The sequence below is a fragment of the Allochromatium humboldtianum genome (assembly GCF_013385175.1).
Taxonomy (GTDB): Bacteria; Pseudomonadota; Gammaproteobacteria; order Chromatiales; family Chromatiaceae; genus Thermochromatium; species Thermochromatium humboldtianum.
In genome coordinates, this window is record NZ_JABZEO010000013.1 from 83820 (window position 1) to 110356 (window position 26537).

Below are 26537 nucleotides of genomic sequence, written 5' to 3' on the forward strand. Positions count from 1 at the left end.
TCGTGCCGTTGATTCCCGTCGTCCTCTGGACGGATGCCCTGGTCTTCCTGTTGCTGGCCGTGACGGCGCTGTTCGCCGTCTGGGCGGCGCGTCATGAGCATCTGCGCGCACCCTGGCGTCGGGTGGTGCGCTCGCGCATCGGGGTGGCGACCCTGGTGGTGCTCTCGGCTTATGCCGTGGTCGGGTTGCTGGATACCGTGCATTTTCGGCTCAAGCTCGACCGGGCGGACGAGTCGGGCGAGGTGCGTTATGCGCCCGAGGTACTGAGTCTGCTCGACCTCGCTCTGAGCGGACTGCGCGAGCGGCAGGAGAAGACCTATTCGGCGCCTTTTGCTACCCATCTGCATGCCAAGGAGGCGCTCGATCAGCCCGACGGCACGGTGATCCGCGACTATCCGCGTCTGCAACATGGCGGTGCACATCTGGCCGATCCCGAGCGCGACCGTGCCTGGGACATTGCTTGGCGTTCGCTGATCGGATTGGTCCAGGGCTTGATCCTTTGGGCGCTGCTCGCTGCCGGCCTGGTCTGGTGGCTGGCGCGTCGTCACGGGCAGCCGTTCGACGCCGTCCGCAACCGCATCCTCAAGGGCCAGACCCAGATCCCCTGGCGCACCGCCCTCGGCACCCTGGGCCTGGTGCTGGTTCTAGCCTTCGTCATCGGCGAGCTGGCGCTCAAATACCATGTGCTCGGCACAGACAAGGTCGGCGAGGATGTGCTCTATCAGGCGCTGAAGAGTATCCGCACCGGACTGCTGATCGGCACCCTGACCACGCTCATCATGCTCCCGGCGGCCATTCTGCTCGGCATCATGGCCGGCTATTTCCGAGGCTGGATCGACGACCTGATCCAGTATCTCTACACCACGCTCAATTCGATTCCGGGCGTGCTTCTGATCGCGGCCACCATCCTCATGCTTCAGGTCTATATGAGCAACCACGCCGACGAGTTCGCGAGCCTGGTCGAGCGCGCCGATCTGCGGCTGCTGTTCCTGTGCCTGATCCTGGGCGTGACCAGCTGGACCGGACTCTGCCGTCTGCTGCGCGGCGAGGCGCTCAAGCTGCGCGAGATCGACTACGTCCAGGCGGCGCAGGCGCTCGGCGTCGGCCACTTCACCATCATCGCCCGCCACATCCTGCCCAATGTCATGCACATCGTGCTCATCACCCTGGTGCTCGACTTCAGCGGACTGGTGCTGGCCGAGGCGGTGCTGTCCTATGTCAACATCGGCGTCGATCCGACCATGAATTCCTGGGGCAACATGATCAACAGTGCGCGACTGGAGCTGGCGCGCGATCCGATCGTCTGGTGGTCGCTGGCGGCGGCGTTCCTGTTCATGTTCACCCTGGTGCTGGCGGCGAATCTGTTCGCCGATGTGGTCCGGGATGCCTTCGATCCGCGCTTGAGAGGGGTTTGAGCCGATGACCGAGCCGCTCTTGCACGTCACTGGACTGACGACCGAGTTGGGTGATCCAACCCGGCCCGCGCGCGTGGTCGATGGCCTGACGCTCGACATCCGCCCCGGCGAGACCTTCGCCCTGCTCGGCGAGTCCGGCTGCGGCAAGTCGATGACGGCGCTGTCGCTGATGCGTCTGCTGCCGCCGTCCGGGCGGATCACAGCCGGTTCGGTGCAGCTCGGCGGAACTGAACTCCTGAGCCTGACCGAAGCCGAGATGCGCCAGGTGCGCGGCGGCCGGATGGCGATGATCTTCCAGGAGCCGCAGACCTCGCTCAATCCGGTGCTGACCGTCGGCACCCAGATCGGCGAGGCGGTGCGGCTGCATCAGGGGGAGACGCGCCAACGGCTCGGGGCCGAGCGGGCCGTCGAACTCCTGCGCGCCGTCGGCATCCCCGACCCCGAGCAGCGGCTGAACGAGTATCCGCATCAGCTCTCGGGCGGGATGAAACAGCGTGTCATGATCGCCATGGCCCTGGCCGGCGATCCGCGACTCCTGATCGCCGACGAGCCGACCACGGCGCTCGATGTCACCATCCAGGCGCAGGTGCTGCGGTTGCTGAAGGCCGTGCAGTCCGCGAACGGGCTGGCGGTGCTCCTGATCACCCATGACCTGGGCGTGGTCGCCGAGACGGCCGAACGGCTGGCTGTGATGTATGCCGGTCAGATCGTCGAGACTGCGCCCGTGGCTGAGTTCTTCGCCCAGCCGCTGCATCCCTACAGCCGTCATCTGCTGGAGAGTCTGCCCGATGCCGGCAAGCGTGGCAGACGGCTGGCCGTGATTCCAGGCCGCGTGCCGCCGCTGGATACGCCGTTCCAGGGCTGCCGCTTTGTCGAGCGCTGCCCGGCGGCCATCAAGCGCTGTCGTCTGGAGGCGCCCGAGTGGCGCGCGTTCAGCGATGAGCGTGGGGTACGCTGTCATCTCGCCGAGCTGGATGCGGCCGGAGTCTCAAGTCGTCCGGTTTCCGATCGGACGGATTCGCCGACACCCGAGCCGCTGTCCCCAACCAGTGATCCGAACTCGCCGCCCAGCGACACCCCGACCGAGACCGCTCAAGTCCCGCTCCTGACCATGCGCGGTCTCCAGGTCCATTTCCCTATCCACCAGGGCGTGCTGCGCCGCGTCGTGGGCCATGTCCGCGCGGTCGACGGCATCTCGCTCGATCTCTATGCCGGACGCACGCTGGCCCTGGTCGGCGAATCCGGCTGCGGCAAGACCACAGCCGGCAAGGGCCTGCTGCAACTCGTGCCGCCGACCGGCGGCTCGGTGCGCTATCGCGGCCAGGAACTCATCGGTCTGAGCCATCGGCGCCTGCGTCCCTTCCGCAAGGACTTGCAGATCGTCTTCCAGGATCCCTTCGCCTCGATGAACCCGCGTATGCTGGTCGGCGACATCCTCGGCGAGGGACTCCAGGCACTGCGCCTCGCCCCCAAGCGGGCGGAGCGGATGCGCCGGGTCGCCGAACTGCTCGAACTGGTCGGCCTGGATCCCGAATCGGCCGACCGCTATCCGCACGAGTTCTCGGGCGGGCAGCGTCAGCGGCTCTGCATCGCCCGCGCCCTGGCCGTCGAGCCGCGCATCCTTGTCTGCGACGAGCCGACCAGCGCGCTCGACGTCTCGGTCCAGGCCCAGATCCTCAATCTGCTCAAGGATCTCCAGGAGCGGCTCGGGCTGGCCTATCTCTTCATCACCCACGACCTCTCGGTCGTGTCCTATCTGGCTCACGAAGTCGCCGTGATGTATCTGGGTCGAGTGGTCGAGCATGGCCGGGTCGCCGACGTCCTCGACGACCCGCGTCACCCCTACACCCGAGCGCTGCTCTCGGCCGTGCCCGTGGTCGATCCGGAACAGCGCCGCCAGATCATCCGGCTCGAAGGCGACATGCCTTCGCCACGCCATCCGCCGTCTGGCTGTCACTTCCATCCGCGTTGCCCCGAGGCCATCGAGGTCTGCCGCCACCACTACCCGGTCGAGACCCGGCTTGGCTCCACGCGCCGAGTGTGTTGTCATTGTGTCGATGTCGGAGTCGCAACTCAGACAAATGGCGATAGCAAAATTCGATCGTGATTGTAGCATCAATCGATTTCACTTCTGGTCAGCGGCAGCCTAGACTGTCTCCCAACACACGGGAGGAAGCTGCCATGACCAAGACCCTGACCTTCGGCGTCGTTCACATGACCGTAGCCTTCACCGTCGCCTATCTCATGACCGGAAGCGTCGTCATCGGCGGCGCTCTGGCCCTGGTGGAGCCGGCGGTCAACACGGTCGCCTATTTCTTCCACGAAAAGACCTGGGACTGGATACGCGCGAGCCGTCGCCCATCCGTGGCGGCCGAGACGTTCGCCGCCTGATCCCACGACCTTAATCCATGCCCCAAACCAAGGAGACCAAAACCATGACCAGACCCATGCCCATCGACATCGGTATCTCGGAGACCAACCGCGCCGCCATCGCCGAGGGACTGTCCAAGCTCCTGGCCGACAGCTACACCCTCTATCTCAAGACGCACAACTATCACTGGAACGTCACGGGGCCGATGTTCAACACGCTCCACCTGATGTTCGAGACCCAGTACAACGAGCTGGCGCTGGCCGTGGATCTGATCGCCGAGCGTATCCGCGCCCTGGGCCATCCGGCGCCCGGTTCCTACAAGGCCTATGCCGCCCTCACCGAGATCCCGGAAGAGGACGACGCGCCCGACGCCGAGGAGATGATCCGCCGACTCGTGGCCGGACAGGAAACCGTGGTCCGCACGGCCCGCTCGGTCTTCCCGGCGGTCGAGGAAGCCCACGACGAGCCGAGCGCCGATCTGCTGACCCAGCGCATGCAGATCCACGAGAAGAACGCCTGGATGCTGCGTAGCCTGCTCGGTTCCTGATATCCTGAACCCGTCCGGCGCTGTTTTACGGCTTGCGCTTTCGACGCGCTCGACGTATGTTTCGACCTATCGACGCGCCGGGCGTCGTTTTCGGACATTCAGGATCAAGGCCGGCACGGGATGAAAAAAGTCAAAAAGATACTCTGCATCCATCCGGAGCCGGCCGAGTTGCGCATCAGCGCGCTCTTGAACCGCAAAGGACTCGCCGTCGACCTGACCGAAGTCGATACGCCTGCTTCGATCGAGACCTCGCTCCAGCACCCAGGCTGGTGGGATCTCATCCTCTGTGACGAGCAGGCATTCACGGATCTCGATGTCGCCTCACGCCTCGCCGAGCAGTCGGACCGACTCGATGCCTCGCTGATCCTGGTCAAGTCCTCGGGTAGCCGGCTGGCTCCGGCCAGGGGATTCACACTGGGCGCGGCAGACGTGGTCGTCCGCGACGACCTCGATCATCTCCTCATGGTCTGTGAGCGCGAACTCGGGGTTTGTCGGGTGCGCAAGCAATGGCGCAACCTGCGCCACACCGTCCTGCCGTTGGACTCCGAGACCAGACGGCCGGTCATGCTGGCGACCATCAGCGATCTCTCCAGTCGTCTCCAGAACGAAGGCCCAGTCGATGACCCGGATCTCGAGCCGCTCGACGCGGCACGGATCAAGTCATTGATCGAAGGTGGCGGCCTCGTGCTCGAGTATCAGCCGATCGTCTCCTTCCGGGCCGATCAGGAACACCGCAACATGTTCGAGACCCTGGTACGCCTCAGGGACGAACACGGGCGGATACTCCTGCCGGCGGCCTTTCTGCCGCTCGCCGCCGAGGCCGGCTGGATGGGTAAGATCGACCTTTGGATCGTGAGCCAGTCGCTGGTTCTGTTGCAGCGTATGCAGGCCGTCGGCACACGCGACATGACCCTGTTCCTGAACCTGGCCAACCAGACACTGCAAGCGCCCAGGATCGTCGAGGCCATCGGCGCCGCTATCGCCAAGGCCGATCCCTTGCCCGGCTCGATCGTCTTCGAGGTCCGCCGGTCGGCCTTCGACGAGGCCGCCGATGGTTTGGAGCATCTGCTCACACTCATCTCCAAGGGGCGTCATGGTCTGCTGGTCGAGGATCTCAGACTCGACGACACGCCCTTCATCGAGACCCATCACGCCACCCTCACGCACGTCAAGCTCTCGCACGGGATCATGCACGGTCTGGTCGATGGTCTGGCCTCGCAGACGGCCCTGGACGGGTTCGTGCGTACCGCGCACAAGCAGGGCGTTCGCGTCATCGCGCTGGCTGTGGATGGCGACGAACTCATGCCGATGCTCCATGCCGCCGGAGTCGATGCCATTCAGGGCAACTTCATGAGCCTGCCGCATCAGGGACTCATGTATCCGAGCATCACCATGGTTGACTCGAATAATCGACTTCTCTGACTCGAGTCATACATCGATCTTTGCGCGCGCGAATTCTGGGGTATAATCACCGCCCAACACGAACGAGCAATGAATGTGTCGAAGAGCGATAATCGGAGCAACTGACAGCGTCTGGTTCGTCGACCTGAATTCGAACCCGATAGGATAGTCGTACTCGACCTGCCAATACCCGACCTCATTACATCGTTATGACCGCTTGATCTCCCTCGTCGACCGCCATGAATGGCTTCCCCGCTTGATTCGAATGACTTCATCGATATCCGTTTCATCGCGTCGCCCTAAGTGCTTGTCGAGCTTGGCGTTCCGCCCCTCGTCGAGGCGATCGAGGCCGGTGTGGCGATACGGCGGCGGCCTGTTTATCCATGCCTGGATCTCGGCTCGATCCGCTGAGGGAGGGCACGTTGCAGCTGATGTGCCGTACGGGATATCGAAGGATATTCGATCGTCGAAGGATCGAGATCGAGATATGAATGTTTCGGATGGTTTTCATTCCAATGGCTTGCCGGTGCTCTCCAGCGAGACACCGGCTCGATCGAAATCATCCGCTGATGGATTCCGCTCCAACGCGAGTGGTCGTGACACCGTCTTCGAGGTGAAGGCGGGTCATTCAATACCAACCCTGGTTGGTGCGTTTTTATCGATGAGGTTGTTATGGCAGGCGAATTGATTTCCGGAACCGTCAAGTGGTTCAACGACGAAAAGGGTTATGGATTCATCGAGCGCGAGGGCGGCAAGGACGTCTTCGTGCATTACAGCGCGATCAATGGCGCGGGTCGCAAGACGCTGGCCGAGGGTCAGCAAGTGACCATGGAAGTCACCCAAGGCCCCAAGGGGCCTCAGGCCGAGAACGTGACGCCGAACTGAGGCGCCGCGCGACCTGATTCCGCCGAGCCGCCTCGTCCGGGGCGGCTCGGTCGCACGAAACTCCTCTGTACGCTCCGTCCGCGCGCGCCGATGTCGGCGAAACCGCGCGAAAAATCCCCCGTAAGGCTATAATGCGCTGGAACATTTTGGAGAGGCGCATGGGACAGGCAACACGCTACGGGCAACTGACGTTCACCGATCATGTCGAGCGCGCGCTACGCGAGGGCGGCCTGTGGGCGCTCATGTGCGCGTCCATCTATCTGGCGCTCTCGCTGATCAGCTATTCGCCTCAGGATCCGGGCTGGTCCTATGTCGGCAACGACATGCATGTGACCAACGCCGGTGGGCGCACAGGGGCCTGGTTCGCCGACGCCGCACTCTATCTCTTCGGCTATCTCGCCTATCTGCTCCCCTTCATGATCGCTTGGAGCGCCTGGTTGCTCTTTCGTGGTCGGGGAGAGGACGCCGGGGCCAAGACCTGGGTGCTCTCTCTGCGCTGGATCGGCTTCCTTGTCACCCTGGCCGCCGGTTGCGGTTTCGCCTCGGTCAATCTGGCCGTTCAGGGCGACTATCTGCCCAATGGCGCGGGTGGCGGGGCCGGCCTGCTGGTCAGTGGACGCATGCTCGAAGGCTTTGGGGCCATGGGCGCCAACCTCTTGCTCCTCGGAACTCTCCTCGTCAGTCTGACGCTCTTTTTCGGCATCTCCTGGCTCAGGCTGATCGACATGATCGGGGCGGGCGTGCTCCAGGGTTCGGAGATCGTCTGGCGGTTCCTGAGCCGTTCGCCCCTGGGGCGACACTGGCATCGGCCTGAAGCGGGTCCGTCAGGTCGGCGTCGTCCGGCGGGACTGCCGCGCGATCTCAGTCTGATCGATCCGACCGACGCCCGCTCCATGCTGGAGGAGACGCCGCGTCGCTCCGCGCGCACACGGCGCCCGCCCAAGCATCTGCCTCCCGAGGTCCAGGAACTCTTGACCGATCCCGCGCCGTTTGCGTTCGACGCCTCGGATCCGCCGAACGTCGAGCCGGCGGCGGAGCCGCGGGAGCGAGTCGCCCCGAAGGAGCGCGTCCCGGATGGAGCGCACCGCGATCGCGGCCCCGTCCGCCGCGAACTCGGCAAGGCGCCGCTTCCCGTGTCCCCCGAACCCGAGCCGGAGACGAAGCGCCCGCCCGAGGAGAAGCGCGGTTTCTTCCAGAAATTCGCGCGTTCCGCCGGGGGCTCCAACGCCGCCAAGGGCGGGGTCAAGTCACGCCCGCCGCTGAACCTGCTCGAAGCCCCGCGCAAGAGCGGACGCGGCTACTCCGAGGAGCAGATCGAGGAACTCTCGCGACAGGTCGAGGCCAATCTGGCCCACTTCGGCGTCGATGCCCAAGTGGTCGCGGTCTATCCCGGCCCTGTGGTCACGATGTTCGAGCTGCAACTGGCGCCCGGCATCAAGGCCAGCAAGATCACGGGGCTGTCGCGCGATCTGGCCCGCGCCCTGACGGTGGTCAGCGTGCGCGTGGTCGAGATCATCCCCGGCAAACCCTTCATCGGCATCGAGATCCCCAACCGCGAGCGCGAGATGGTGTTCCTGCGCGAGATCTTCGACTCGTCCTCCTATCAGGACGCCAGCTCGCCGCTCACCATCGGATTGGGCACCAACATCTCCGGTCTGCCGGTGGTCGCGGATCTGGCGCGGATGCCCCATGCCCTGATCGCCGGCACCACCGGCTCGGGCAAGTCGGTCGCGATCAACGTCATGATCCTGAGCCTGCTCTACAAGTCCGGGCCGGAGGACGTGCGCCTGATCATGGTCGATCCGAAGATGCTCGAACTCTCGGTCTACGAGGGCATCCCGCATCTGTTGACGCCGGTCGTCACCGACATGAAGGAAGCCGCCAACGCGCTGCGCTGGTGTGTCGGCGAGATGGAGCGGCGTTATCGGCTCATGGCCAAGCTCGGGGTGCGCAACATCGGCGGCTACAACCGTCAGGTCGCCGAGGCCGAGGCGGCCGGCACGCCGATCCCGGACCCGACCATCAAGCCCGAGGATCTGCTCGCCTATGGCGGCGAGGCGCCGAATCTCCAGCATCTACCCTATATCGTCGTCATCATCGACGAGCTGGCCGACATGATGATGGTGGTCGGCAAGAAGGTCGAGGAACTCATCGCCCGTCTGGCCCAGAAGGCGCGCGCTTCCGGCATCCATCTGCTGCTCGCCACTCAGCGGCCCTCGGTCGACGTGCTCACCGGGTTGATCAAGGCCAACATCCCGACGCGCATCGCCTTCCAGGTCTCCTCACGCATCGACTCGCGCACCATCCTCGATCAGATGGGCGCCGAGCAGTTGCTCGGGCATGGCGACATGCTCTATCTGCCGCCGGGCGGCAATATCCCGCATCGCGTGCATGGCGCCTTCGTCGACGACCACGAGGTCCATCATGTCGTCGAATTCCTCAAGGAACAGTACGGCGAGCCGGACTACATCCATGACGTACTGCGCGAACCGACCGAGATGCTGCCCGGTATCGATCCCGAGCCGCGCGGTGGTGGTGATACCGAGGACACGGACCCGCTGTTCGACGAGGCGGTGCAGTTCGTGGTCGAGAGCCGGCGCGCCTCGATCTCGGGGGTGCAGCGCAAGCTCAAGATCGGCTACAACCGCGCCGCCCGCATGGTCGAGGAGATGGAGCGCATCGGCATCGTCGGCCCGGCCGAGACCAACGGCAACCGCGAGGTGCTGGCGCCGCTGCCACGCGACGAGGACTGAACGAACGCCGGATCTTTGCGCCGCGCGCTCGGTCTAATCGGCCTCCAATCACATCCAGGTATCTCGATCCATGCTGTCTCTGTCTCGTTCCGAATCCAGGCGCCCGCGTATCTTCCATTGGCTGATCCCGGCGCTGATCGCGCTGTGCGCTTCGGGCGGCGCGTTCGCTGCCGAGGGCGCGCAGCGGGTCGACGACTATCTCAACGGCCTGAACAGTCTCAAGGCCGATTTCGAGCAGTTCACCTTCAACGCCGAGCGCACGCAGATGATGGAGCGGCGCGGCACCCTCTATTTGCAGCGCCCCGGCCGCTTCCGCTGGGAGTACGAAGGCCCCGACAAACAGATCATCATCGCCGACAGCAAGCGCGTCTATGTGCATGACGTCGAGCTGAAGCAGGTCTCGCATCAAAGCCAGACCAAGGCATTGCGCGGCACGCCGGCGCTCCTGCTGTCCAATTCCGAGCCGATCGAACAGCACTTCGAGGTGCGTCCGATCGAGAGCAGCGACGGGCGCGACTGGGTGGAATTGATCCCTAAGGATACCGAGACCGACGTGGTGCGCATCGAGCTGGGCTTCGGCAAGGACACGCTCGACAGTCTCATCATGGAAGACAGCTTTGGCCAGGAGACCCGGCTCAACTTCACGGGCGCGCAGCGCAACGTCTCGCTCAAGCCGGATCTGTTCGAGATCGATCAGCGCGCCGTCGACGACTTCCTGCCCTTCGATTGAGCTGGCGTCGGGCGCTTCGGGCGCCCGCGCCCTCGGCTATTTCTCGCGCGGATAGGGCCAGGCCATGACGCCGCCTTCCATCACCTTGACGTTGCGCCAGCCGTGCGCCTGGAGGATGGCGGCCGACTCATAACCGCGCAGTGAGATCTTGCAGTAGAGGATGATCTCTCGGTCCTTGTCCGCCGGCAGTTCGTTCAGCCGCCCGCGCAGTGCGCCCTGCGGGATCAGGGTCTCGCCGATGCCGAGCCGCATCTCCTCGAACTCCTGTGGACTGCGGGTGTCGATGATGAAGCAGTCGGCGCCCGAGTCGACCCGCTGTTTGACCTCGGCGGCCGAGACCCCGTGCATGAGACCGCGCAGTTTGTTCTCCAACACATGGGCCGAGACGATGACATGGTCGAGCGCCAGCGAGTAGGGCGGGGCATAGGGCAGGTCGGCGTTGCCCAGATCCTCGACCGTCAGTCCGCCGCGAATGGCCATGGCCACGGTGGCGACGCGCTTGCTGGCGTCTCCAGGACCGATACACTGGAAGCCCAGCACGCGCCCGCTCCCGCGCTCGGCGACCATCAGGCTGATCAGCAACTGGCCGTGCATGTAGCCGGGGATGTCGAGTCCGGCGACCGTGGCGGTCTCGATGTCGAAGTCGAGCGCGCGCGCCTGACGGGCGCTCAGGCCGGTGATGCCGACCGTGTAGTCGAAGATCTTGCAGATGCCGGTATGGGTGATGCCGGGAAAGGTCGCCGTTTCGGGCTGGATCAGATTCTGGCCGATGACCCGGCCTTGCAGGTTGGCGATGTCGCCATAGGGCGCGCGCACCTTGCGGCCGGTGATGAGACTGGTGCACTCCACGCAGTCGCCGGCGGCATAGATGTCGGGATCGGAGGTACGCATGTAGTCATCGACCGCGATGCCGCCCTGTTCGCCGATCGTCAGTCCGGCGGCCTGAGCCAGTGCGATGTTCGGGCGCACGCCCACGGCGACCACAGCCAGTTCGCAGGGCAGTTCGGTGCCGTTGCCGAGCTTGACGGCGGTCAGTCGCCCGTGTTCGCCCAGGAAGGCGGCGACGCCATTGCCCGTGATGATGTCGGCGCCGTTGGCGCGCACATGGTTGGCCACCAGACGCGCCAGGTCCGGATCCAGGAAGGGGAGGATGCAGTCGGTCTTCTCGATGACCGTGGTCTGGATACCGGCCAGATGCAGCGCCTCGCAGACCTCGAAGCCGATCAACCCTCCGCCGACCACCACGGCGCGGCGTACCTGGCCCTGGTCACGGATGGCGCGCAGTTGGTCGGCGTCGCCGAGCGAGTGCAGGGTGTGGATGCCTGCCAGATCGGTTCCAGGCACTTGGGGGAAGAGCGGCGTGGCGCCGGTGGCGATCACCAGGCGATCGTAGGGGATGACGCGCGTCTCACCACTCGGCAGATGACGGCAGGTCACGGTCTTGGCCGCGCGGTCGATGGCGACGGCCTCGGTCAGGACCAGCGCCTCGATGCGCTTGGCCTTCTCGAAGAAATTCGGATCGCGCACGATCCCGGCCGGGGTGCAGATCAGCTGGTTGCGATCGTCGAAGACGCCGCCGATATAGTAGGGATAGCCGCAGGAGGCCATCGAGAGATCCGGGTCTTTCTGGATCAGGGTGATGGAGGCGTGCTCGTCGAGACGGCGCGCCCGCGCGGCGGCCTTGGGACCGGCGGCCGAGCCTCCGATGACGACGATCTTGAGCGGAGCGGATGAGGATGACATAGCGGAATCCTTGAGTCGGATCGAATAAGATGTCGCGTCCTGGGATAGAGCCAGTTCCATGACATCGCGTGTCGAGTGTCTGAGTGTGCCCCAAAGCTGTTACAAGCGAGTTGAAGATCCTCAAGTCGGTCCTTGGGTGAGCGACATCAACCCGTTCGTCAAATACGAGTCCAATCATCATGCCTATCGAACTGCTCTGGCTGCTCCCGCCCTGGGCGCTGGCCTTCGTTTTTCTCGGTCGGATGCGCCGCTGTCCGCCGTTGCCTGAGCGGCTCGACGAGCGGCGTGTCTCGGTCATCATCCCGGCGCGCAACGAGGAGACGCGGCTGCCGCCGCTGCTGGCCTCGCTGCGTGTTCAGGATCACCCCGATTTCGAGGTTATCCTGGTCGATGACAACTCCAGCGACCGCACCGCCGAGCTGGGGCGCGCAGCCGGTGTCACGACCCTGACTCTGACCGAGCCGGAGCCGGGCTGGATCGGCAAGCCGCATGCCTGCTGGGCCGGGGCGCGTGCGGCGAGCGGTGAGGTGCTGGTCTTCCTCGACGCCGACACCGAACTCGAACCCGGCGGCCTGCGGCGCATCGTCGCGACTCATGCGCAGCATGGCGGTCTGGTCTCGATCCAGCCCTATCACCGGATGCGTCGTGCCTATGAGCGGCTCTCGGCCGGCTTCTCGCTGATCATGATGGGCGGCATCCGCTCGTTCACGCTGCTGGGCGACCGGCTGGAATCCAATGGGGCGTTCGGACCCTGCATGGTCTGCTCGCGCGAGGACTATTTCCGTACCGGCGGTCATCGTCTGGTGCGCGAGGAGATCATCGACGACGTGGCGCTGGCGCGCGAGATGGCGCTTCGTGGTGTGCCGACGCGCAACTTCATCGGCGAGGGGGTGATTGCCTTCCGGATGTATCCGGGCGGACTGCGCGATCTGGCCGATGGCTGGACCAAGAACTTCGCGCGCGGGGCCATGACCACCGACCTCGTGATGCTGCTCCTGATCACCGCCTGGATCGCGGGCGGCATGTCGGCCTTCGATGCCTTCCGCGCCTGGCCGCACGATGGCTGGACCAACTGGACGCTGGCCGGCGCCATCGCCTATGGCGCCTATGTGCTCCAGATCCAGTGGCTGCTGCGGCGGCTGGGTAATTTCGGCTGGCTCACGGCGCTGAGCTATCCGATCTCGCTGCTGTTCTTCATGGCGATCTTCACCCGCTCGCTCTATCGCACCCTGGTGCGCAACAGTGTGGACTGGAAGGGCCGTTCGATTCCGGTTCGCGCGACGGGCTGAAGATGAACGTCAGTGCTGTTCTTGAGACGGTTCCGGATGCCGTGCTCCGGGATCTGTCCGCGCCGCCTGTGCATGGCGGACGACTGCGCGAGGCGGTCAAGCGCTTCGGGCGACCGCTGGAAGAGTGGATCGATCTGTCGACCGGCATCAATCCCAACGGTTGGCCGGTGCCGGCCGTACCGCCGAGCGTCTGGGCCCGTCTGCCCGAGGACGACGATGGGCTGGAGATGGCCGCCGAACGCTACTACGCCGCTTCGGGCGCGCTGCCGCTCGCCGGTTCACAGGCCGCGATCCAGTTGCTGCCGACCCTGCGTCCGCCCGGTCGGGTCGGGATTCCCGAGGTCGGCTATCGCGAACATGCCCACGCCTGGCATCGCGCCGGGCATCGCGTGATCAGCCTGCCCGACGGCGATCCGGGCGGCCGGCTCGACGACGGCTCGGAGCACGAGCGGCTTGATGTGCTGGTGGTCATCAATCCCAACAACCCGACTGGACGACGCTGGCCGGTGGCGACCCTGCTCGACTGGCATGCGCGTCTGGCGGCGCGCGGCGGCTGGCTGGTGGTCGACGAGGCTTTCATGGACGCCACGCCCGACGAGAGTGTGCTGCCGTATCTGGGGCGGCCTGGGTTGGTGGTGCTGCGTTCGCTCGGTAAGTTCTTCGGACTGGCGGGGGCGCGGGTCGGATTCCTGTTCGCCGAACCCGAATTACGCGAGCGGGCCGCGCACGCGCTCGGTCCCTGGACCCTGAGCGGCCCCTCGCGCTGGATCGCGCGGCTGGCGCTGGAGGATCTGGCGTGGCAGTCGGCGATGCGCGCCGCGTTGCCGTCAGCCTCGGAGCGGCTGGCCGAACGCCTGGGCCGTCGGGGTCTGACCCCAGCGGGCGGAACCGCGCTTTTTCAATGGGTGCTGACACCACAGGCCGAGCACTTTCATGAGCGACTGTGCAAGCAGGGAATCCTCACTCGGCTTTTTGCGCAGCCGGCCAGTCTGCGGTTCGGCCTGCCGGGGTGCGAAGCGGAATGGGAGCGTCTGGAGCACGCGCTCGGGGCACTGGACGGGCATTGATGGGAGTGCCCGAATGGCTGGCCGTTCCGGTGGCCGAAGTGAATCGTGGGTGTGAGTCAAAGGGGGCGAAACGAATCGGATGTCTCTGTTTCGTCGCTGATCCCCGGCTGGCCGAGCACTTACGGCGCTTGTCGACGACTGGGGTCGATCCGGACGCATGGGCGGCCGTGGATCGCTGTGAGTTCGTCGATCCGGGCAGTCTGATTCCATTTGCACCCCACACCGACGAGCCGCTGGATCGCCATCGTCTCGATGTCGCCTTGAGCCGGGGGCGGCACGCCGCCGAGCGGGCGAAGCTCGCCGGCTGTTGCACGCTGATCTGTCTGGGTATCGGCGCCGACGATGCTTTGGATGACCGGCAACCGCTCGATACGTCGAGACCGACGCGCCACGCCGCCTATGCCCGACTGCGCCGGATCGCCTGCTTCGAGATTGCCGCACTCACCGGCGCGCTGATCGCCGGCGCACAGATGGGGCTTCAGACATATCCACGCGGCATTCAGGCACGGCTCGCCGCCGAGCTGGCGCTTGTACTCAATCCGGGCGTCCGTGACTGGCTCGTCGACGCGCCGAGTGCAATGCCCCATCCGTTCAAGATCTCGCCGACTCGTTCGATCACGTCGGGAATCGCCGCCGCGACCGACGGCGATAGATCCAGCCCCAATTCCAGACATTCCGGCACGATGCCGACAAGGACGATCTCGGTCGGGCCATCGTCGAGCAACTGGAGCAGTGCCAGCAGATCCGACACGCCCAAATGATGCACCGAGAGCTTCGGACTCAGCGCGCGGCGGATGTCGGCATCGCGAAAGACGTCGATCCGGCCCGGCGGCGCGTCGAGTGCGATGGCATCGATCATCAGGATGCGCCGATGCTCGGCGAACAGCGGCAGCAGATCCAGACCCAGGGTACCGCCGTCGATCAGCGTGACGGCCGGTTCGAGCCGGTAATCGCGTTCGAGCCGACGCAGCACATGGATACCCACGCCCTCATCGCCGAGCAACAGATTGCCGAGTCCAATCAGCAGGATGTCCGCGCCTGGATCATCGTTCACGTTCAATTCGGATTCCACTGTCGACTCCAATTTCAGAGCGCCCGCACACGCCGGCCAGAGTGTGCAGCCCGGCGTTCCAGTTCGAGAGTACCACGGTCCGATGGGTCTTGATCCGCCCGTTTTCGACCTCGATCGGGTGCGAGCGGCGACCGGCGTCGTCCATAATCGGCGAATCGGATTGGCCAACGACGGGGCGTTTGGCTAAGGTGTCGGGCAGGGGACAGACAACGCGAACGGGAGTGCTCCCACCCATGAACGATCAAGTCATCTCGGCCGGAACCGGCGGCTGGCTCGCCCTGGGCCTGCTGCTGTTGAGTGTGCTGCCTGGAGCGATGCCACAGGCCGAGGCCGCCATCCAGGGCCGGCTGGGCACCGACAACGCCGACTGTCTGCGCTGTCATCGCATGGAGACGCTTGGCTATCGCGACCCGCGCACAGGCGACTTGGTCGATCTGCACGTCGATGGCCGACAATTCGGACACTCGGCTCATGGCGAACTCCAGTGCATCGACTGCCACGAGGGAGACTTCGGCCAGTATCCGCATCCGGAGTCGGTGCTCGGGCAACAGCTCGACTGCGTCGGCTGTCATCAGGAACTGCACAAGGCGGACAAACGCGCCTACACCTTCAAGACCATCGAACAGGAATTCGCCCTCAGCATCCATGCCGTCTCGGACTCACCCAAGGCAGAGGGCTTCGATTGCCATCGCTGTCACGACCCGCATGCGTTCCGTAACTCCGAGGTCGGCCAGCCGATCGCCGAGATCGTGCGTGCGGGCAATCAGCTCTGTCTGTCCTGTCACAAGAAGATCCGCGACCCGCACAGCACCGCCCATCTCTGGCTGCCGAAACGCGACAAACACTGGCAGTCGGTGCGCTGTCTCGACTGCCATACGCCCCTGACCGATCCGGGTCAGCCGGTCTCGCATCAGATTCTAGCCGCCAAAGACAGCAACTTCGACTGCGTCAGTTGTCACTCCAAGGAGGCGCGTCTGCTCGGACGGCTCTATCAGTACCGTTCCGAGACCGATCTGGCCGGCGGCGGCTGGCTGTCGAAGGCGGTCTTCAATGAAGCCTATGTCGTCGGCATGAGCCGCAGTCCGCTGCTCGACGCGCTGGGTCTGGGTGTGATCGGTCTGACCCTGCTGGTGCTGATCGCGCACGGCTGGGGCCGCTATCGCGCCTATCGACGTCTACGGGAGGATCGGTCATGAGCGCACTCTATCTCTATCCGCGCTGGCTGCGCGCCTGGCACTGGATCAATGCGCTGCTGTTCCTGGTGCTGATGTACACCGGCGCCAGCATGCACTTCGGCGAGGGCGGCTGGCTGATGCCGTTCGATCTGGCGGTCACGGTCCACAACACGGCGGGCATCCTGCTGACGCTCGGCTGGATCGGCTTCGTGGTGGGCAATCTGACCACCGAGAACGGGCGGCACTACCGGATACACTTGTCGGGCTTCGTCGACCGCCTGATCGTCCAGGGGCGCTATTACGCCCAGGGCATCTTCCGCAACGAACCGCATCCCTTCCATGTCAGCGTCGGGATGAAGTTCAACACCCTGCAACAGCTCAGCTATCTGGGCGTGATGTTCGGCCTGATGCCGCTCTTGATCCTGAGCGGCTGGGCGTTCCTGTTCTCGGTCTCGCTGCCCGAGACCCTGCTCGGTCTGCCGAGCGTCTGGCTGGTGGCCATGGCGCATCTGACGCTGGCCTATCTGCTGGTGCTGTTCCTGCTCGTGCACATGTACATCATCACCACCGGCGAGACCGTCACGACCAATCTGCGCGCCATGATCACCGGCTGGCATCGCGAGGACGATCCCAGTTCCGGCCAGACCGAGGAGGCGAAATCATGAACCCCATCGCCACACTGCTCGACCCCAGGACCAAACGCCGTCTGACCATCGGCGCCGGCGTGCTTGTCGTCCTGGCGCTGGCCTATCGCTTCCTCTATCCGGTGGTCTTCAATGCCTATGTCGGCAAGACCAACGCGCCCCTGACCTATGAAAGCAGCCAGACGCTCACCGAAGCCGAATTCGAGGCACTGGCCCAGTCGCTGAGCGAGGAAGCACGCCGGCTCAAGGCCGAATCGGTCGTCGCTGAAGATCAAGACCCCTTCGCGCGTCAGGTCAAGGTCGAGATGCTGATGAACACCGAGTCGTTCATCCGCGACACCCAGCCGAGCCACATCAAGTATTTCCGCGAAGCCGGCATCCGTCAGTACGAAGGCCCCAAGACCTGTCTGACCTGTCACGCCACCATCGAGGTCGATCATCCGGACGGCACCCGCTCGACGGTCGACACCCTCGACGATCTCGTCAACTCGGTGCATTTCAAGTTCCAGAGCAGCGCCGGCGGGTTTTCGACCTATGGCTATGACGGGCGTCAGGTGAACGCCGGTCCGCACAAGATCCCGGTCGGCAAGATCGACCGCGCCTGCGGCATTCCGGGCAGCTTCACCTGGACCGGCTGGGCGGCGCTGGTCGCGAGCCGTCCCGAGCATGTCGAGGAAGGCGAGGTGGTGCTGCGCAGCGAGGGCTGCGGTCAGTGTCACATCGGCGGCAACTATCAGCCGGCGACCGAGAAGATGATGCCGGTCGGCGATGTACCGAGCATGGCCAAGGAGGGCATCGACTGTCTGATCTGTCATGCACGCGACTACGACATGAACCAGCGCGTCGTCATCCGCGACGAGTACGGGTTGCGCTGGGATCAGGACCGCAGTCTGCGCGCGGCGCTCACCGTCGGCCCGATCAGTTCCGAGACCTGTCTGCGCTGTCATCAGCACAACATGGGCGGCGATGTCTACGAGCACAATGCCGCCGCGCAGGCGCTCGGCTACAAGCACCAGCGCCTGCTGCATCGCGGGGCCAAGCGCGGCAATCCCTTCAGTCCCGAGGACGACGCCCACGCCGCCGCCGGCATCCAGTGCACCGACTGCCATCGTCCCGAGGGACACAAGATTCCGCGCGGGCGTATGGGCGTGGATCTGGTCGCCAACGATCTGCCCGACAAGGAGGTCTCGTGCGAGACCTGTCACACGCAAGCGCCCCACAACAACTCCAGGGACAAGGCGCTGCTCAACGGCCATATCGCGCGGCTCGCCTGCGAGACCTGTCATATCCCGCGCCTGGAAGACAACAACGTGGTGCTGCGCGACTGGGTCCATCCGACCTGGGACGCGGAAGAGGGGATCTGGGAGCCGACCGACGTCTATCGTTCGGGCGAACCGGGCAAGGGGTTCACCTATCTCTGGTTCAACGGCAACGGCACCTTCCTGGCCAATGCGCTGGGCAACAATCCGAACGGCGCCGACACCTATGATCCGCTGATGCAGCAGATCGCGCGGATCGACGATCCCGAGATCATCGCCGCCGTGCGCGCCAAGGCGATCGAACTCAAGGCGCAGTATCCCGACATCGATGTCGAGCGCTATGTCCAAATGGCGACCGACCCGTTGTCGCAGCTCTCGCCCGAGATGCTCGAACGGCGCCGTGCCATGATCCAGGCCAACCTGCGCGCGGCCATGAACGATGGGGAGAGCCGGATCTATCCGTTCAAGCTCTTCAACGCCATGATGTACGAGGACATGTCCAACCAGGGACCGTTCGGGGCCATGATCCTGCCGTTCGACTACACCACCTACTATGAGACGGGCGACACCCAGGCCGCCGTCAAGCGTGCCATCCAGGATCCGATCGTCCAACGCATGTATCAGGAGCCGTTCAAGCTCTACATGATGGACGAGTTCATGGCCTATTTCGGCGTCAGCGGCGGCTGGAAGACGATCTATCCGCTCGTCGACGGTCAGCTCGTCAACGTCGAACCGCACTGGATGCGCCAGATGGGCACGCTCATGGTCAACCACGGTATCCAGCGCCAGGGGCACGACTGCGCCGACTGTCACGCGCCCAACGGCCTCATGGACTTCGAGCTGCTCGGCTATACGCCGGAGCGGATCGCCGAACTCCAGGATCCGGAGCTGCTCAGGCAGCCGCCGGTAAACGAGACGATGGCAAACGCCGAGACACCGGCCCCGTCCGTGCCATGATCCGGAATCTGACCATCACGCAACTGGCGGAAAACGCGGCCAGCTCACCTGGGTTGCTCGGTGAGCATGGTGCGTCCTTCTTCATCGAGGCCGATGAGCATTGTCTGCTGCTCGACACCGGGCAGGGACTGACGCTGCGGCACAATGCCGCACGGCTCGGGATCGCGCTCGAACGGGTGACGGCGGTCGCGCTCAGTCATGGCCACTACGACCACACCGGCGGGCTGGAGACGGTGATCGCGTGCACCGGCGGCGCGATCGATCTCTATCTGCATCCCGAGGCGCTGGCGCCCAAGTTCAACCGCGATGGCCGCTCAATCGGTTCGCCGATCACGGATCTGGAGGCGTTGCGGCCACGCGTGCGGCGGCTCATCGCCGATACTGGGCCGGTCGAGATCTGGCCCGGCATCCGACTCAGCGGTGAGATTCCGCGCCCTCACCCCATCGAGGACACGGGCGGCCCCTTCTATCGCGACGCCGCGCGCGCCGAGATCGACGATCTGCCCGACGATCAGGCGCTCATCATCGACACCCCAGCGGGGCTGGTGGTAGTGCTCGGCTGCGGTCATTCCGGGCTGATCAACACGCTCGATCATGTCCGCACGCTCGCGCCCGGACGCCCGATCCATGCGGTTCTGGGCGGAACCCATCTGCTGCGCGCCGGCACCGAGCGCCTGGACTTCACTGTCCGCGCGCTCGCCGGATTCGGGATCGACTATCTGGCCCCCAACCACTGCACCGGACTGGCGGCCACCTGCCTGCTGCGCCGGAGCTTCCCGGATCAGTTCCACGAGTCCCCCACAGGCACCGTGCATCGATTCGGAGCGGCCGCCTGATCGTTTCGAACTGACGCCGGGCATCTGACCGAAGCCTTTCGTCATACCGATACCGTCTGCCGCTATGGCGGTGAGGAATTCGTGATCGCACTGCCGGGCGCGCCGAGACTCTGCGCTCACGGGTGGCGGCGCTCGATCTCCGGCACGAGGGCCGCGCACTCGGCTCGATCAGTCTATCGGTCGGTATCGCCAGTTGGCCGGAGATGATCGAGGATCCGAGCGAGCTGCTGACCCGCGCCGACCGGGCGCTCTATCGTGCCAAGCAGGCGGGGCGCAATCGGGCCAAACGGTCAGAGCAATTCCTTGATCGCCGCGATCACCTGCCCGGCATCCGGGATGTAGAACCGCTCCAGCGGGGGGCTTGCGGGAACGGGGATATCCGGTCCGGTGACGCGACGCAACGGTGCCTTGAGTGCATCGAAGGCCTGTTCCATGACCAGGGCCGCGATCTCTCCACCGAAGCCCCCAGTGCGATTGGCCTCGTGCAGGACGACGAGACGCCCGGTCTTGCGTACCGAACTCAGGATGGTTTCGGTGTCCAGCGGGGTCAGAGTGCGCAGGTCGACGACTTCGACGTCGACGCCCTCGCGGGCCAGTTGGTCGGCCGCCTGCATGGCGACGCCGAGCATCTTGGACCAGGTGACGAGGGTGACGTCTGTGCCTGGACGCTTGATGTCGGCCTTGCCGATGGGGATGCTGTAGTCTCCTTCCGGCACCTCGGCCGGCGCGAAGTAGAGTCCCATGTCCTCGATGAAGACGACTGGGTTGTCGTCGCGAATGGCGGACTTGAGCAGGCCCTTGGCGTCGGCCGGCGTGGCCGGCATCACCACCTTGAGTCCAGGGCAGTGCGCGACCCAGGCCTCCAGGTTGTGCGAGTGCTGACAGCCCGCCCCGAAGCCGGCCCCGCTCTTGATGCGCACCACGAGCGGGAAACTGGTCTTGCCGCCAGAGAGATAGCGCAGCTTGGCCGCGTGGTTGACGATCATGTCCGAGGCCAGGGTGAAGAAGGGGTTGAACATCACCTCCACCACTGGACGCAGCCCACCTGCGGCAGCACCGACCGCGAGTCCGGCGATGGCGGCTTCCGAGACCGGGGTGTCCTTCACGCGCTCGGGACCGAACGCCTCCAGCAGGCCGTAGGTCGGCATCATGGGGCTGTCGTGGATGCCGACTCCGATCCCTTCGCCGGCCAGAAAGATGCGCGAATCGCGCTGCATCTCCTCGCGCAGCGCCTGATTGACCGCCTGACCCATTCCAAGCATTTGCATCGTCATACTCCTATCACTCCGCCCAGACATCATCGAGCGCCTCTTCCGGCTCGGGCCAGGGGCTCTCTTCGGCAAAACGCACCGCCTCGGTCACGATTGCGGCCGCGCTCGCGCGCAGATCCTCTAGCTCAGCGTCGGACAGTTCGCCCGATGCTTGCAGGAATCCGCTCAGTCGCGCGATGGGGCAGCGCTCCTTCCAGGCGGCGATCTCCTCGGCCGGCTGGTAGTGCTGCGGGTCGGTCTCGCCATGTCCGCGCCAGCGATAGGTCATGCACTCGATCAGCGTGGGGCCATCACCCGCCAGGGCACGCTCGCGGGCGCGCCGGGTCGCCTCCAGCACGGACGGTGCGTCGTTGCCGTCGACGCACTCGCCCGGCATCCCGTAGGCGTCGGCTCGCGCCGCCAGAGATTCGACCGGGGTGTGCTCCGCGTAGCTCTGGGCGGCCGCATAGCCGTTGTTCTCGCAGACGAAGATCACCGGCAGACGCCAGAGACCGGCCAGATTGAGCGCCTCGTGGAAGGAGCCCTCGCTGGTTGCGCCGTCACCGAAGAAGCAGACGGTCACCGCCTCTTGTTTCTGATATTGCTGGGCGAAGCCCAGACCCGTGGCGATGGGAAAGCCGCCGCCGACGATGGTGGTGGTGCAGAGCGCGTTGACCTCGGGCACCGCCAGATGCAGCGTACCGCTCTTGCCCTTGTTGCAGCCGGTGCGTCGGCCGAAGATCTCGGCCATCAATGCCTTGGGATCGGCCCCGCGGGCGAGCAGATGGTGATGGCTGCGATGATTGGTGAGGATCACGTCCTCGGGCGACAGCGCGGCGCAGACGCCCGCGCCGACCGCCTCCTGGCCCGTGGCCAGGATCATCATGCCGTGAATCTTGCCGGGCTGCCGGCACAGCTCCGTCAAGGTTTCCTCGAATTGCCGCGCCAAGAGCATGGCGCGCAGCATGTCGAGCTTCGTCTGGGTGGAAATGGACATGTAGAGCACTCTCTATACGTTTCGTCACGTCCCTGGTGCCGGGAATCGGTATCGCCGGCCCCAGGGCGTATGACGAGGATGGAGATCCGGGCTTGAACCCTGGCAACGGCGGCATGCCTGGGAGCTGGCCATGCGGTCTTGAGCCTGGGGCCGGATTATCCCGACATCACCACTCTGATAAGACAGCATGATTGCCAAAGACTGTTGCGCTGGAGCACCAATCGGAAGCGATGCTGAAGTGTCGGAAGGGCGTGGGAGTCAAGCCTACCAGGGAGCATCTGACGCCCACAACCGTGTTGGAAGTCAGGCTGCTCCTGGGATGCGCGCAGTAAAAAGATTGACCTATTAATTAAAAGGACGTTTAATAATTCCATGACCAAAACGACGACAGGCCCCGGACGCCCCAGACGCCAAGACACGGAAGCGGTGCGCCGGGCGCTGATCGCGGCGGCGCGGGACCACTTCGCCCAAGGCTCGTTCAAGGGGGTCTCGGTGCGCGAGATCGCGCGCGCGGCCGGGGTCAATCAGGCGATGGTGAGCTACTACTTCGGCGACAAGCGGGGGCTCTACGAGGCCATGCTGGAGGAGACCATCGGCCCGCTGATCCGGGTTTTGGAGGAGGCCGAGGCGCGCGGCGAGGTCGCCCGGCTGGAGGATCTGATCCCCAGACACGCGGCAATGCTCGCGGCCAATCCCTGGCTGCCAAACCTCATCATCCGCGAAGTGCTCTACGGCGAATCCGACTTCCGCAACCTCTTCATCGAGAAGTTCGCCGCGCGGGTGGCCGGCGCGCTGCGGCGCGCCATCGACGGCGGACGGGACAAGGGCGAGCTGAGGGACGACCTGGATCCCAAGTTCGGCACATTGATCCTCTTCAGCCTGACCATCTACCCCTTCGTCGCCCGGCCCATCGTCGAGCGCGCCATGGGGATCCCGATCGACGACGCCTTCGCCGGACGCTGGTCCGAGCAGATCCTGCAGCTCCTGGCCCCACCCAAACCGCCACCGGAGGACGAGGACCCATGAGACAGATACTGATATCGATCGCTCTGATCGGCCTCGCCGGCTGCGGCCAGGATCCGAACACGGCCGTCGGCACGCTCGAATGGGACCGGGTCGAGCTGATCGCCGAGCTCTCCGAGCCGATCGTCGAGATCCGGCACCGTGAGGGCGACCGACTCGCCGAGGGCGAGATCATCCTGAGGCTCGATCCGCGTCGGGCGCAGGCGCGACTGGACGCGGCACGGGCCGCCCGCGAGCAGGCCGAGGCCCGTCTGGCCGAACTCGAGCGCGGACCCCGCGTCGAGCGCATCGCCGAGGCTCGGGCCAGACTGAGCGGCGCCCGGGACGACCTGGAGATACGGGAGCGCGAGTTCGAGCGGCTCGCGGCCCTGCTTAAGCGCAAGCTCACCAGCCCCGATTCGGTGGACGCCGCCCGCCGTCTGCGCGACCAGGCACGCAGCGAGCAGGACCGGGCCGGCGCCGCGCTCGCCGAGCTGGAGCACGGCACCACCGCCGAGGAGCTGGACCAGTCCCGGGCGGCACTGGCCCAGGCGCGCGCCAGCGAGCGCGAGCGGGGGCTCGATCTGGAACGCCTGACCGTCCGCTCGCCACGCGACGGACGGCTCGACGACCTGCCTTACCGTCTCGGCGAACAGCCGGCTGTCGGCAAGGTCGTCGCCCTGATGCTCGCCGGACCCACCCCCTATGCCAGGGTCTACGTGCCCGAGGCGATCCGCGCCCGGGTCGCGCCCGGCACCGGCGCCAGCATCGCGGTCGACGGTCTCGACACGCCCTTCGCCGGCCGGGTGCGCAAGGTGCTCGCCGACCCGGCTTTCACACCCTACTACGCGCTCACCGAGCGCGATCGCGGACGCCTGACCTATCTGGCCGAGATCGACCTCCAGGACGCGCCCGAATCGCTGCCGGCCGGGGTTCCGCTGGTCGCCAGCTTCCAGCTCGACACCCCGAGCGCGCCATGAGCGGCGACTATGCCATCGAGTCCCACGGACTGACGCGCCGCTTCGGCGACTTCACCGCCGTGGACCACATCGATCTGCGCATCCCGCGCGCCCAGATTTACGGCTTCCTCGGACCGAACGGATCGGGCAAGTCGACGACCATCCGCATGCTCTGCGGTCTGCTCACCCCCTCGGAGGGCGAGGCGCGGGTGCTGGGGCATCCGGTCCCGGGCGACGCCGACGCGCTCAAGCAGCAGATCGGTTACATGACCCAGCGCTTCTCGCTCTATGAGGATCTGGATGTCCAGGAGAATCTGGACTTCATCGCCGACATCTACTGTCTGCCCCGCAAGACGCGCCGCGCGCGGATCGAGGCCCAGCTGGAGCGCTATAACCTGATCGAGCAGCGCCGCCAGCGCGCCGGCACCCTGAGCGGCGGCCAGAAGCAGCGGCTAGCGCTCGCCGCCGCCACCCTGCACGCGCCGCCGCTGCTCTTCCTCGACGAGCCGACCAGCGCGGTCGATCCGCAGAGCCGGCGCGACTTCTGGGAGACGCTCTTCGCGCTGGTCGCCGAGGGCACCACCATCCTGGTCTCGACCCACTACATGGACGAGGCCGAGCGCTGTCACCGTCTGGCGATTTTGCAGCGGGGCCGCATCGTCGCCGACGGCACCCCGACCCAGCTCTATGCCGACATGGACGCCCGGGTGGTGGAGGTGGAGACGGACGCGCCCGGACCGGCGCGCGCGGCGCTGGGCGGACTGGCGCCCATCCTCAGCGTCACCCAGCTCGGGGTGCGGCTGCGGGTGCTGGTCGCCAGGGCGGTCGAGGATGCGCCCGCGCTGGTGCGCTCGGCGCTGGTGGCGGCCGGCGTCGAGGCCCGGGTCCAGCCGGTCCATCCGAGCCTGGAGGACGTTTTCGTCCTCGCGACCGATTCCGACGGAGCCGAGTCATGAGCCGCTGTCTCACCCGACTGACCGCGATCCTCTTCAAAGAGGTGCGGCAGCTGCGCCGCGATCGTCTCACCTTCGGCATGATCGTCGGCATCCCGCTGATCCAGCTGATGCTGTTCGGCTACGCCATCAACACCGACGTGCGCCACCTGCCGGCCGGGGTGGCCGATCAGGCTCAGACCTCGCTGTCACGGGCGCTGATCGCCGACAGTCAGGCGACCCAGGTGGTGGATATCCATCGAACGGTGAGCGGACCCGAGGAACTGGAGCGGCTGCTGCGGCGCGGTGAGATCGCGGTCGGCCTCCACATCCCGCCCGACTTCGGGCGCCGGTTGCAGGATCCGGAGCGCCCGGCCGCCCAACTGCTGGCCGACGGCACCGATCCGGTCGTCCTGATGGCGGCCCGTCAGCTCGCTCAGATCACGCTCGACTACGACACGGCGCCGGAGCGGCCGAGCGGGGAGCCGGTCTTTGAGGTCCGCAGCTTCTACAACCCGGAGCGGCGCTCGGCGCTCAACATCGTGCCCGGTCTGATCGGGGTCATCCTGACCCTGACGATGGTGCTCTTCACCGCGGTCGCCATCGTCCGCGAGGCCGAGCGCGGCAATCTGGAGCTGTTGATCAACACCCCGGTGCGCAGCCTCGAGCTGATGATCGGCAAGATCATCCCCTACGTGCTCATCGGGCTGGTGCAGGTGAGCATCATCCTGGCCCTCGGGATGCTGCTGTTCGGCGTGCCGGTGCGGGGCGCGCTCTATCAGGTCTATCTCGCCGCGCTGCTTTTCATCGCCGCCAACCTGACCCTGGGGCTGGTCATCTCCACTGCCGCCAAGACGCAGTTCCAGGCGATGCAGATGACCTTCTTCTTCTTCCTGCCCTCGATCCTGCTTTCGGGATTCATGTTCCCTTTCGCCGGGATGCCCAAGGCCGCCCAGTATTTGTCCGAGCTGCTGCCGCTGACCCATTTCATTCGGATGATCCGGGGGATCATGCTGCGTGGGGCCAGCTTGGCGGATATGCCGGGGGAGGTGCTGGCGCTGGTCGTCTTTGCGGGGGTGACGTTGACGCTGGCGGTGTCGCGGTTTAGTAAGACGTTGGATTGAGCAGGATGTCGAACAAGCGATTAAGGCATTTCACTCCAGACACATCAGTTAAGTTGTTAAAAAGCGAGGTTTTCGCCATAAAAATCACTCATTAGCAGGCTTGCTTGAGATTCAATTTTTTTAAAATAA

The 26537-nt window shown here is 65.3% G+C and carries 23 protein-coding genes and 1 pseudogene; 19 read left to right on the top strand and 5 right to left on the bottom strand.

What is annotated here, in order from left to right:
- The first annotated feature begins 2 nt into the window (after positions 1-2).
- The 8 genes from HW932_RS16795 (at position 3) to lolA (ending at position 10102) form a co-directional block, all read left to right on the top strand.
- Positions 3-1415 carry an ABC transporter permease subunit gene (locus HW932_RS16795; protein ID WP_176977644.1) on the top strand — a complete coding sequence of 471 codons (1413 nt, stop codon included), beginning with the start codon at positions 3-5 and terminating at the stop codon, positions 1413-1415.
- A gap of 4 nt (positions 1416-1419) precedes the next feature.
- Complete coding sequence (locus tag HW932_RS16800) at positions 1420-3522, top strand: ABC transporter ATP-binding protein (RefSeq protein ID WP_176977645.1); 2103 nt, start codon at positions 1420-1422, stop codon at positions 3520-3522.
- A gap of 74 nt (positions 3523-3596) precedes the next feature.
- Complete coding sequence (locus HW932_RS16805; protein ID WP_176977646.1) at positions 3597-3806, top strand: DUF2061 domain-containing protein; 210 nt, start codon at positions 3597-3599, stop codon at positions 3804-3806.
- A 44-nt stretch (positions 3807-3850) separates the two neighbouring features.
- Positions 3851-4333, top strand: a complete 483-nt coding sequence (locus HW932_RS16810) for a Dps family protein (protein WP_176977647.1) — start codon at positions 3851-3853, stop codon at positions 4331-4333.
- A gap of 120 nt (positions 4334-4453) precedes the next feature.
- Entirely contained in the window at positions 4454-5755 is a 1302-nt protein-coding gene (locus HW932_RS16815) for an EAL domain-containing protein (protein WP_176977648.1), read from the top strand.
- A 651-nt stretch (positions 5756-6406) separates the two neighbouring features.
- Positions 6407-6619 carry a cold-shock protein gene (locus tag HW932_RS16825; protein ID WP_012970645.1) on the top strand — a complete coding sequence of 71 codons (213 nt, stop codon included), beginning with the start codon at positions 6407-6409 and terminating at the stop codon, positions 6617-6619.
- Positions 6620-6777: 158 nt separating this feature from the next.
- Complete coding sequence (locus HW932_RS16830) at positions 6778-9372, top strand: DNA translocase FtsK (RefSeq protein WP_176977650.1); 2595 nt, start codon at positions 6778-6780, stop codon at positions 9370-9372.
- 70 nt (positions 9373-9442) lie between these two features.
- Complete coding sequence (lolA, locus tag HW932_RS16835) at positions 9443-10102, top strand: outer membrane lipoprotein periplasmic chaperone LolA (RefSeq protein WP_176977651.1); 660 nt, start codon at positions 9443-9445, stop codon at positions 10100-10102.
- Positions 10103-10138: 36 nt separating this feature from the next.
- Here the strand turns inward: lolA and HW932_RS16840 are convergent, their stop codons facing one another.
- The gene (locus HW932_RS16840; protein ID WP_176977652.1) at positions 10139-11845 is read right to left on the bottom strand and encodes an FAD-dependent oxidoreductase; all 1707 of its coding nucleotides are present in this window, start codon (positions 11843-11845) and stop codon (positions 10139-10141) included.
- A gap of 179 nt (positions 11846-12024) precedes the next feature.
- Here HW932_RS16840 and HW932_RS16845 point away from each other — a divergent pair, with 179 nt between their 5' ends.
- Both HW932_RS16845 and cobD read left to right on the top strand, forming a co-directional pair.
- A complete protein-coding gene (locus tag HW932_RS16845; protein WP_176977653.1) occupies positions 12025-13134 on the top strand; it encodes a glycosyltransferase family 2 protein in 1110 nt (369 codons plus the stop codon).
- A 68-nt stretch (positions 13135-13202) separates the two neighbouring features.
- Positions 13203-14201, top strand: a complete 999-nt coding sequence (cobD, locus tag HW932_RS16850) for a threonine-phosphate decarboxylase CobD (RefSeq protein WP_176977668.1) — start codon at positions 13203-13205, stop codon at positions 14199-14201.
- Positions 14202-14320: 119 nt separating this feature from the next.
- Here the strand turns inward: cobD and HW932_RS16855 are convergent, their stop codons facing one another.
- Together HW932_RS16855 and HW932_RS16860 are read right to left on the bottom strand one after the other, a co-directional pair.
- A complete protein-coding gene (locus tag HW932_RS16855; protein ID WP_176977654.1) occupies positions 14321-14788 on the bottom strand; it encodes a hypothetical protein in 468 nt (155 codons plus the stop codon).
- Positions 14701-15255: a hydrogenase maturation protease gene (locus tag HW932_RS16860; RefSeq protein WP_343047391.1), complete on the bottom strand. Its 555-nt coding sequence runs from the start codon at positions 15253-15255 to the stop codon at positions 14701-14703. Before HW932_RS16860 ends, HW932_RS16855 begins: the two co-directional genes overlap by 88 nt.
- 251 nt (positions 15256-15506) lie before the next feature.
- Between HW932_RS16860 and HW932_RS16865 the strand changes: the two genes are divergently transcribed.
- From HW932_RS16865 to HW932_RS21660, 5 genes and pseudogenes are all read left to right on the top strand, one after another.
- Positions 15507-16469 carry a cytochrome c3 family protein gene (locus HW932_RS16865; protein ID WP_176977655.1) on the top strand — a complete coding sequence of 321 codons (963 nt, stop codon included), beginning with the start codon at positions 15507-15509 and terminating at the stop codon, positions 16467-16469.
- Positions 16466-17113, top strand: coding sequence for a cytochrome b/b6 domain-containing protein (locus tag HW932_RS16870; protein ID WP_176977656.1), 648 nt, complete (start codon positions 16466-16468; stop codon positions 17111-17113). Before HW932_RS16865 ends, HW932_RS16870 begins: the two co-directional genes overlap by 4 nt.
- Entirely contained in the window at positions 17110-19308 is a 2199-nt protein-coding gene (locus HW932_RS16875; RefSeq protein ID WP_176977657.1) for a multiheme c-type cytochrome, read from the top strand. Before HW932_RS16870 ends, HW932_RS16875 begins: the two co-directional genes overlap by 4 nt.
- Entirely contained in the window at positions 19305-20144 is an 840-nt protein-coding gene (locus tag HW932_RS16880) for an MBL fold metallo-hydrolase (protein ID WP_176977658.1), read from the top strand. The genes HW932_RS16875 and HW932_RS16880 overlap by 4 nt, the downstream gene beginning before the upstream one ends.
- A 21-nt stretch (positions 20145-20165) precedes the next feature.
- A pseudogene (locus HW932_RS21660) lies at positions 20166-20419 on the top strand (GGDEF domain-containing protein); the annotation flags it as partial.
- A 15-nt stretch (positions 20420-20434) separates the two neighbouring features.
- On the opposite strand, the gene HW932_RS16895 reads toward HW932_RS21660, so the two are convergent.
- Together HW932_RS16895 and HW932_RS16900 are read right to left on the bottom strand one after the other, a co-directional pair.
- Positions 20435-21412, bottom strand: coding sequence for an alpha-ketoacid dehydrogenase subunit beta (locus HW932_RS16895; protein WP_176977659.1), 978 nt, complete (start codon positions 21410-21412; stop codon positions 20435-20437).
- Between the two features lie 13 nt (positions 21413-21425).
- Positions 21426-22391 carry a thiamine pyrophosphate-dependent dehydrogenase E1 component subunit alpha gene (locus HW932_RS16900; RefSeq protein WP_176977660.1) on the bottom strand — a complete coding sequence of 322 codons (966 nt, stop codon included), beginning with the start codon at positions 22389-22391 and terminating at the stop codon, positions 21426-21428.
- Between the two features lie 372 nt (positions 22392-22763).
- On the opposite strand from HW932_RS16900, the gene HW932_RS16905 reads away from it, so the two are divergent.
- From HW932_RS16905 to HW932_RS16920, 4 genes are read left to right on the top strand one after another with little or no spacing between them, the layout of a single operon-like run.
- Positions 22764-23417, top strand: coding sequence for a TetR/AcrR family transcriptional regulator (locus tag HW932_RS16905; protein WP_176977661.1), 654 nt, complete (start codon positions 22764-22766; stop codon positions 23415-23417).
- Positions 23414-24373: an HlyD family secretion protein gene (locus HW932_RS16910; protein ID WP_176977662.1), complete on the top strand. Its 960-nt coding sequence runs from the start codon at positions 23414-23416 to the stop codon at positions 24371-24373. The genes HW932_RS16905 and HW932_RS16910 overlap by 4 nt, the downstream gene beginning before the upstream one ends.
- Positions 24370-25308, top strand: a complete 939-nt coding sequence (locus HW932_RS16915; protein WP_176977663.1) for an ABC transporter ATP-binding protein — start codon at positions 24370-24372, stop codon at positions 25306-25308. Before HW932_RS16910 ends, HW932_RS16915 begins: the two co-directional genes overlap by 4 nt.
- Entirely contained in the window at positions 25305-26408 is a 1104-nt protein-coding gene (locus tag HW932_RS16920) for an ABC transporter permease (RefSeq protein WP_176977664.1), read from the top strand. The genes HW932_RS16915 and HW932_RS16920 overlap by 4 nt, the downstream gene beginning before the upstream one ends.
- Positions 26409-26537: the final 129 nt, after the last annotated feature.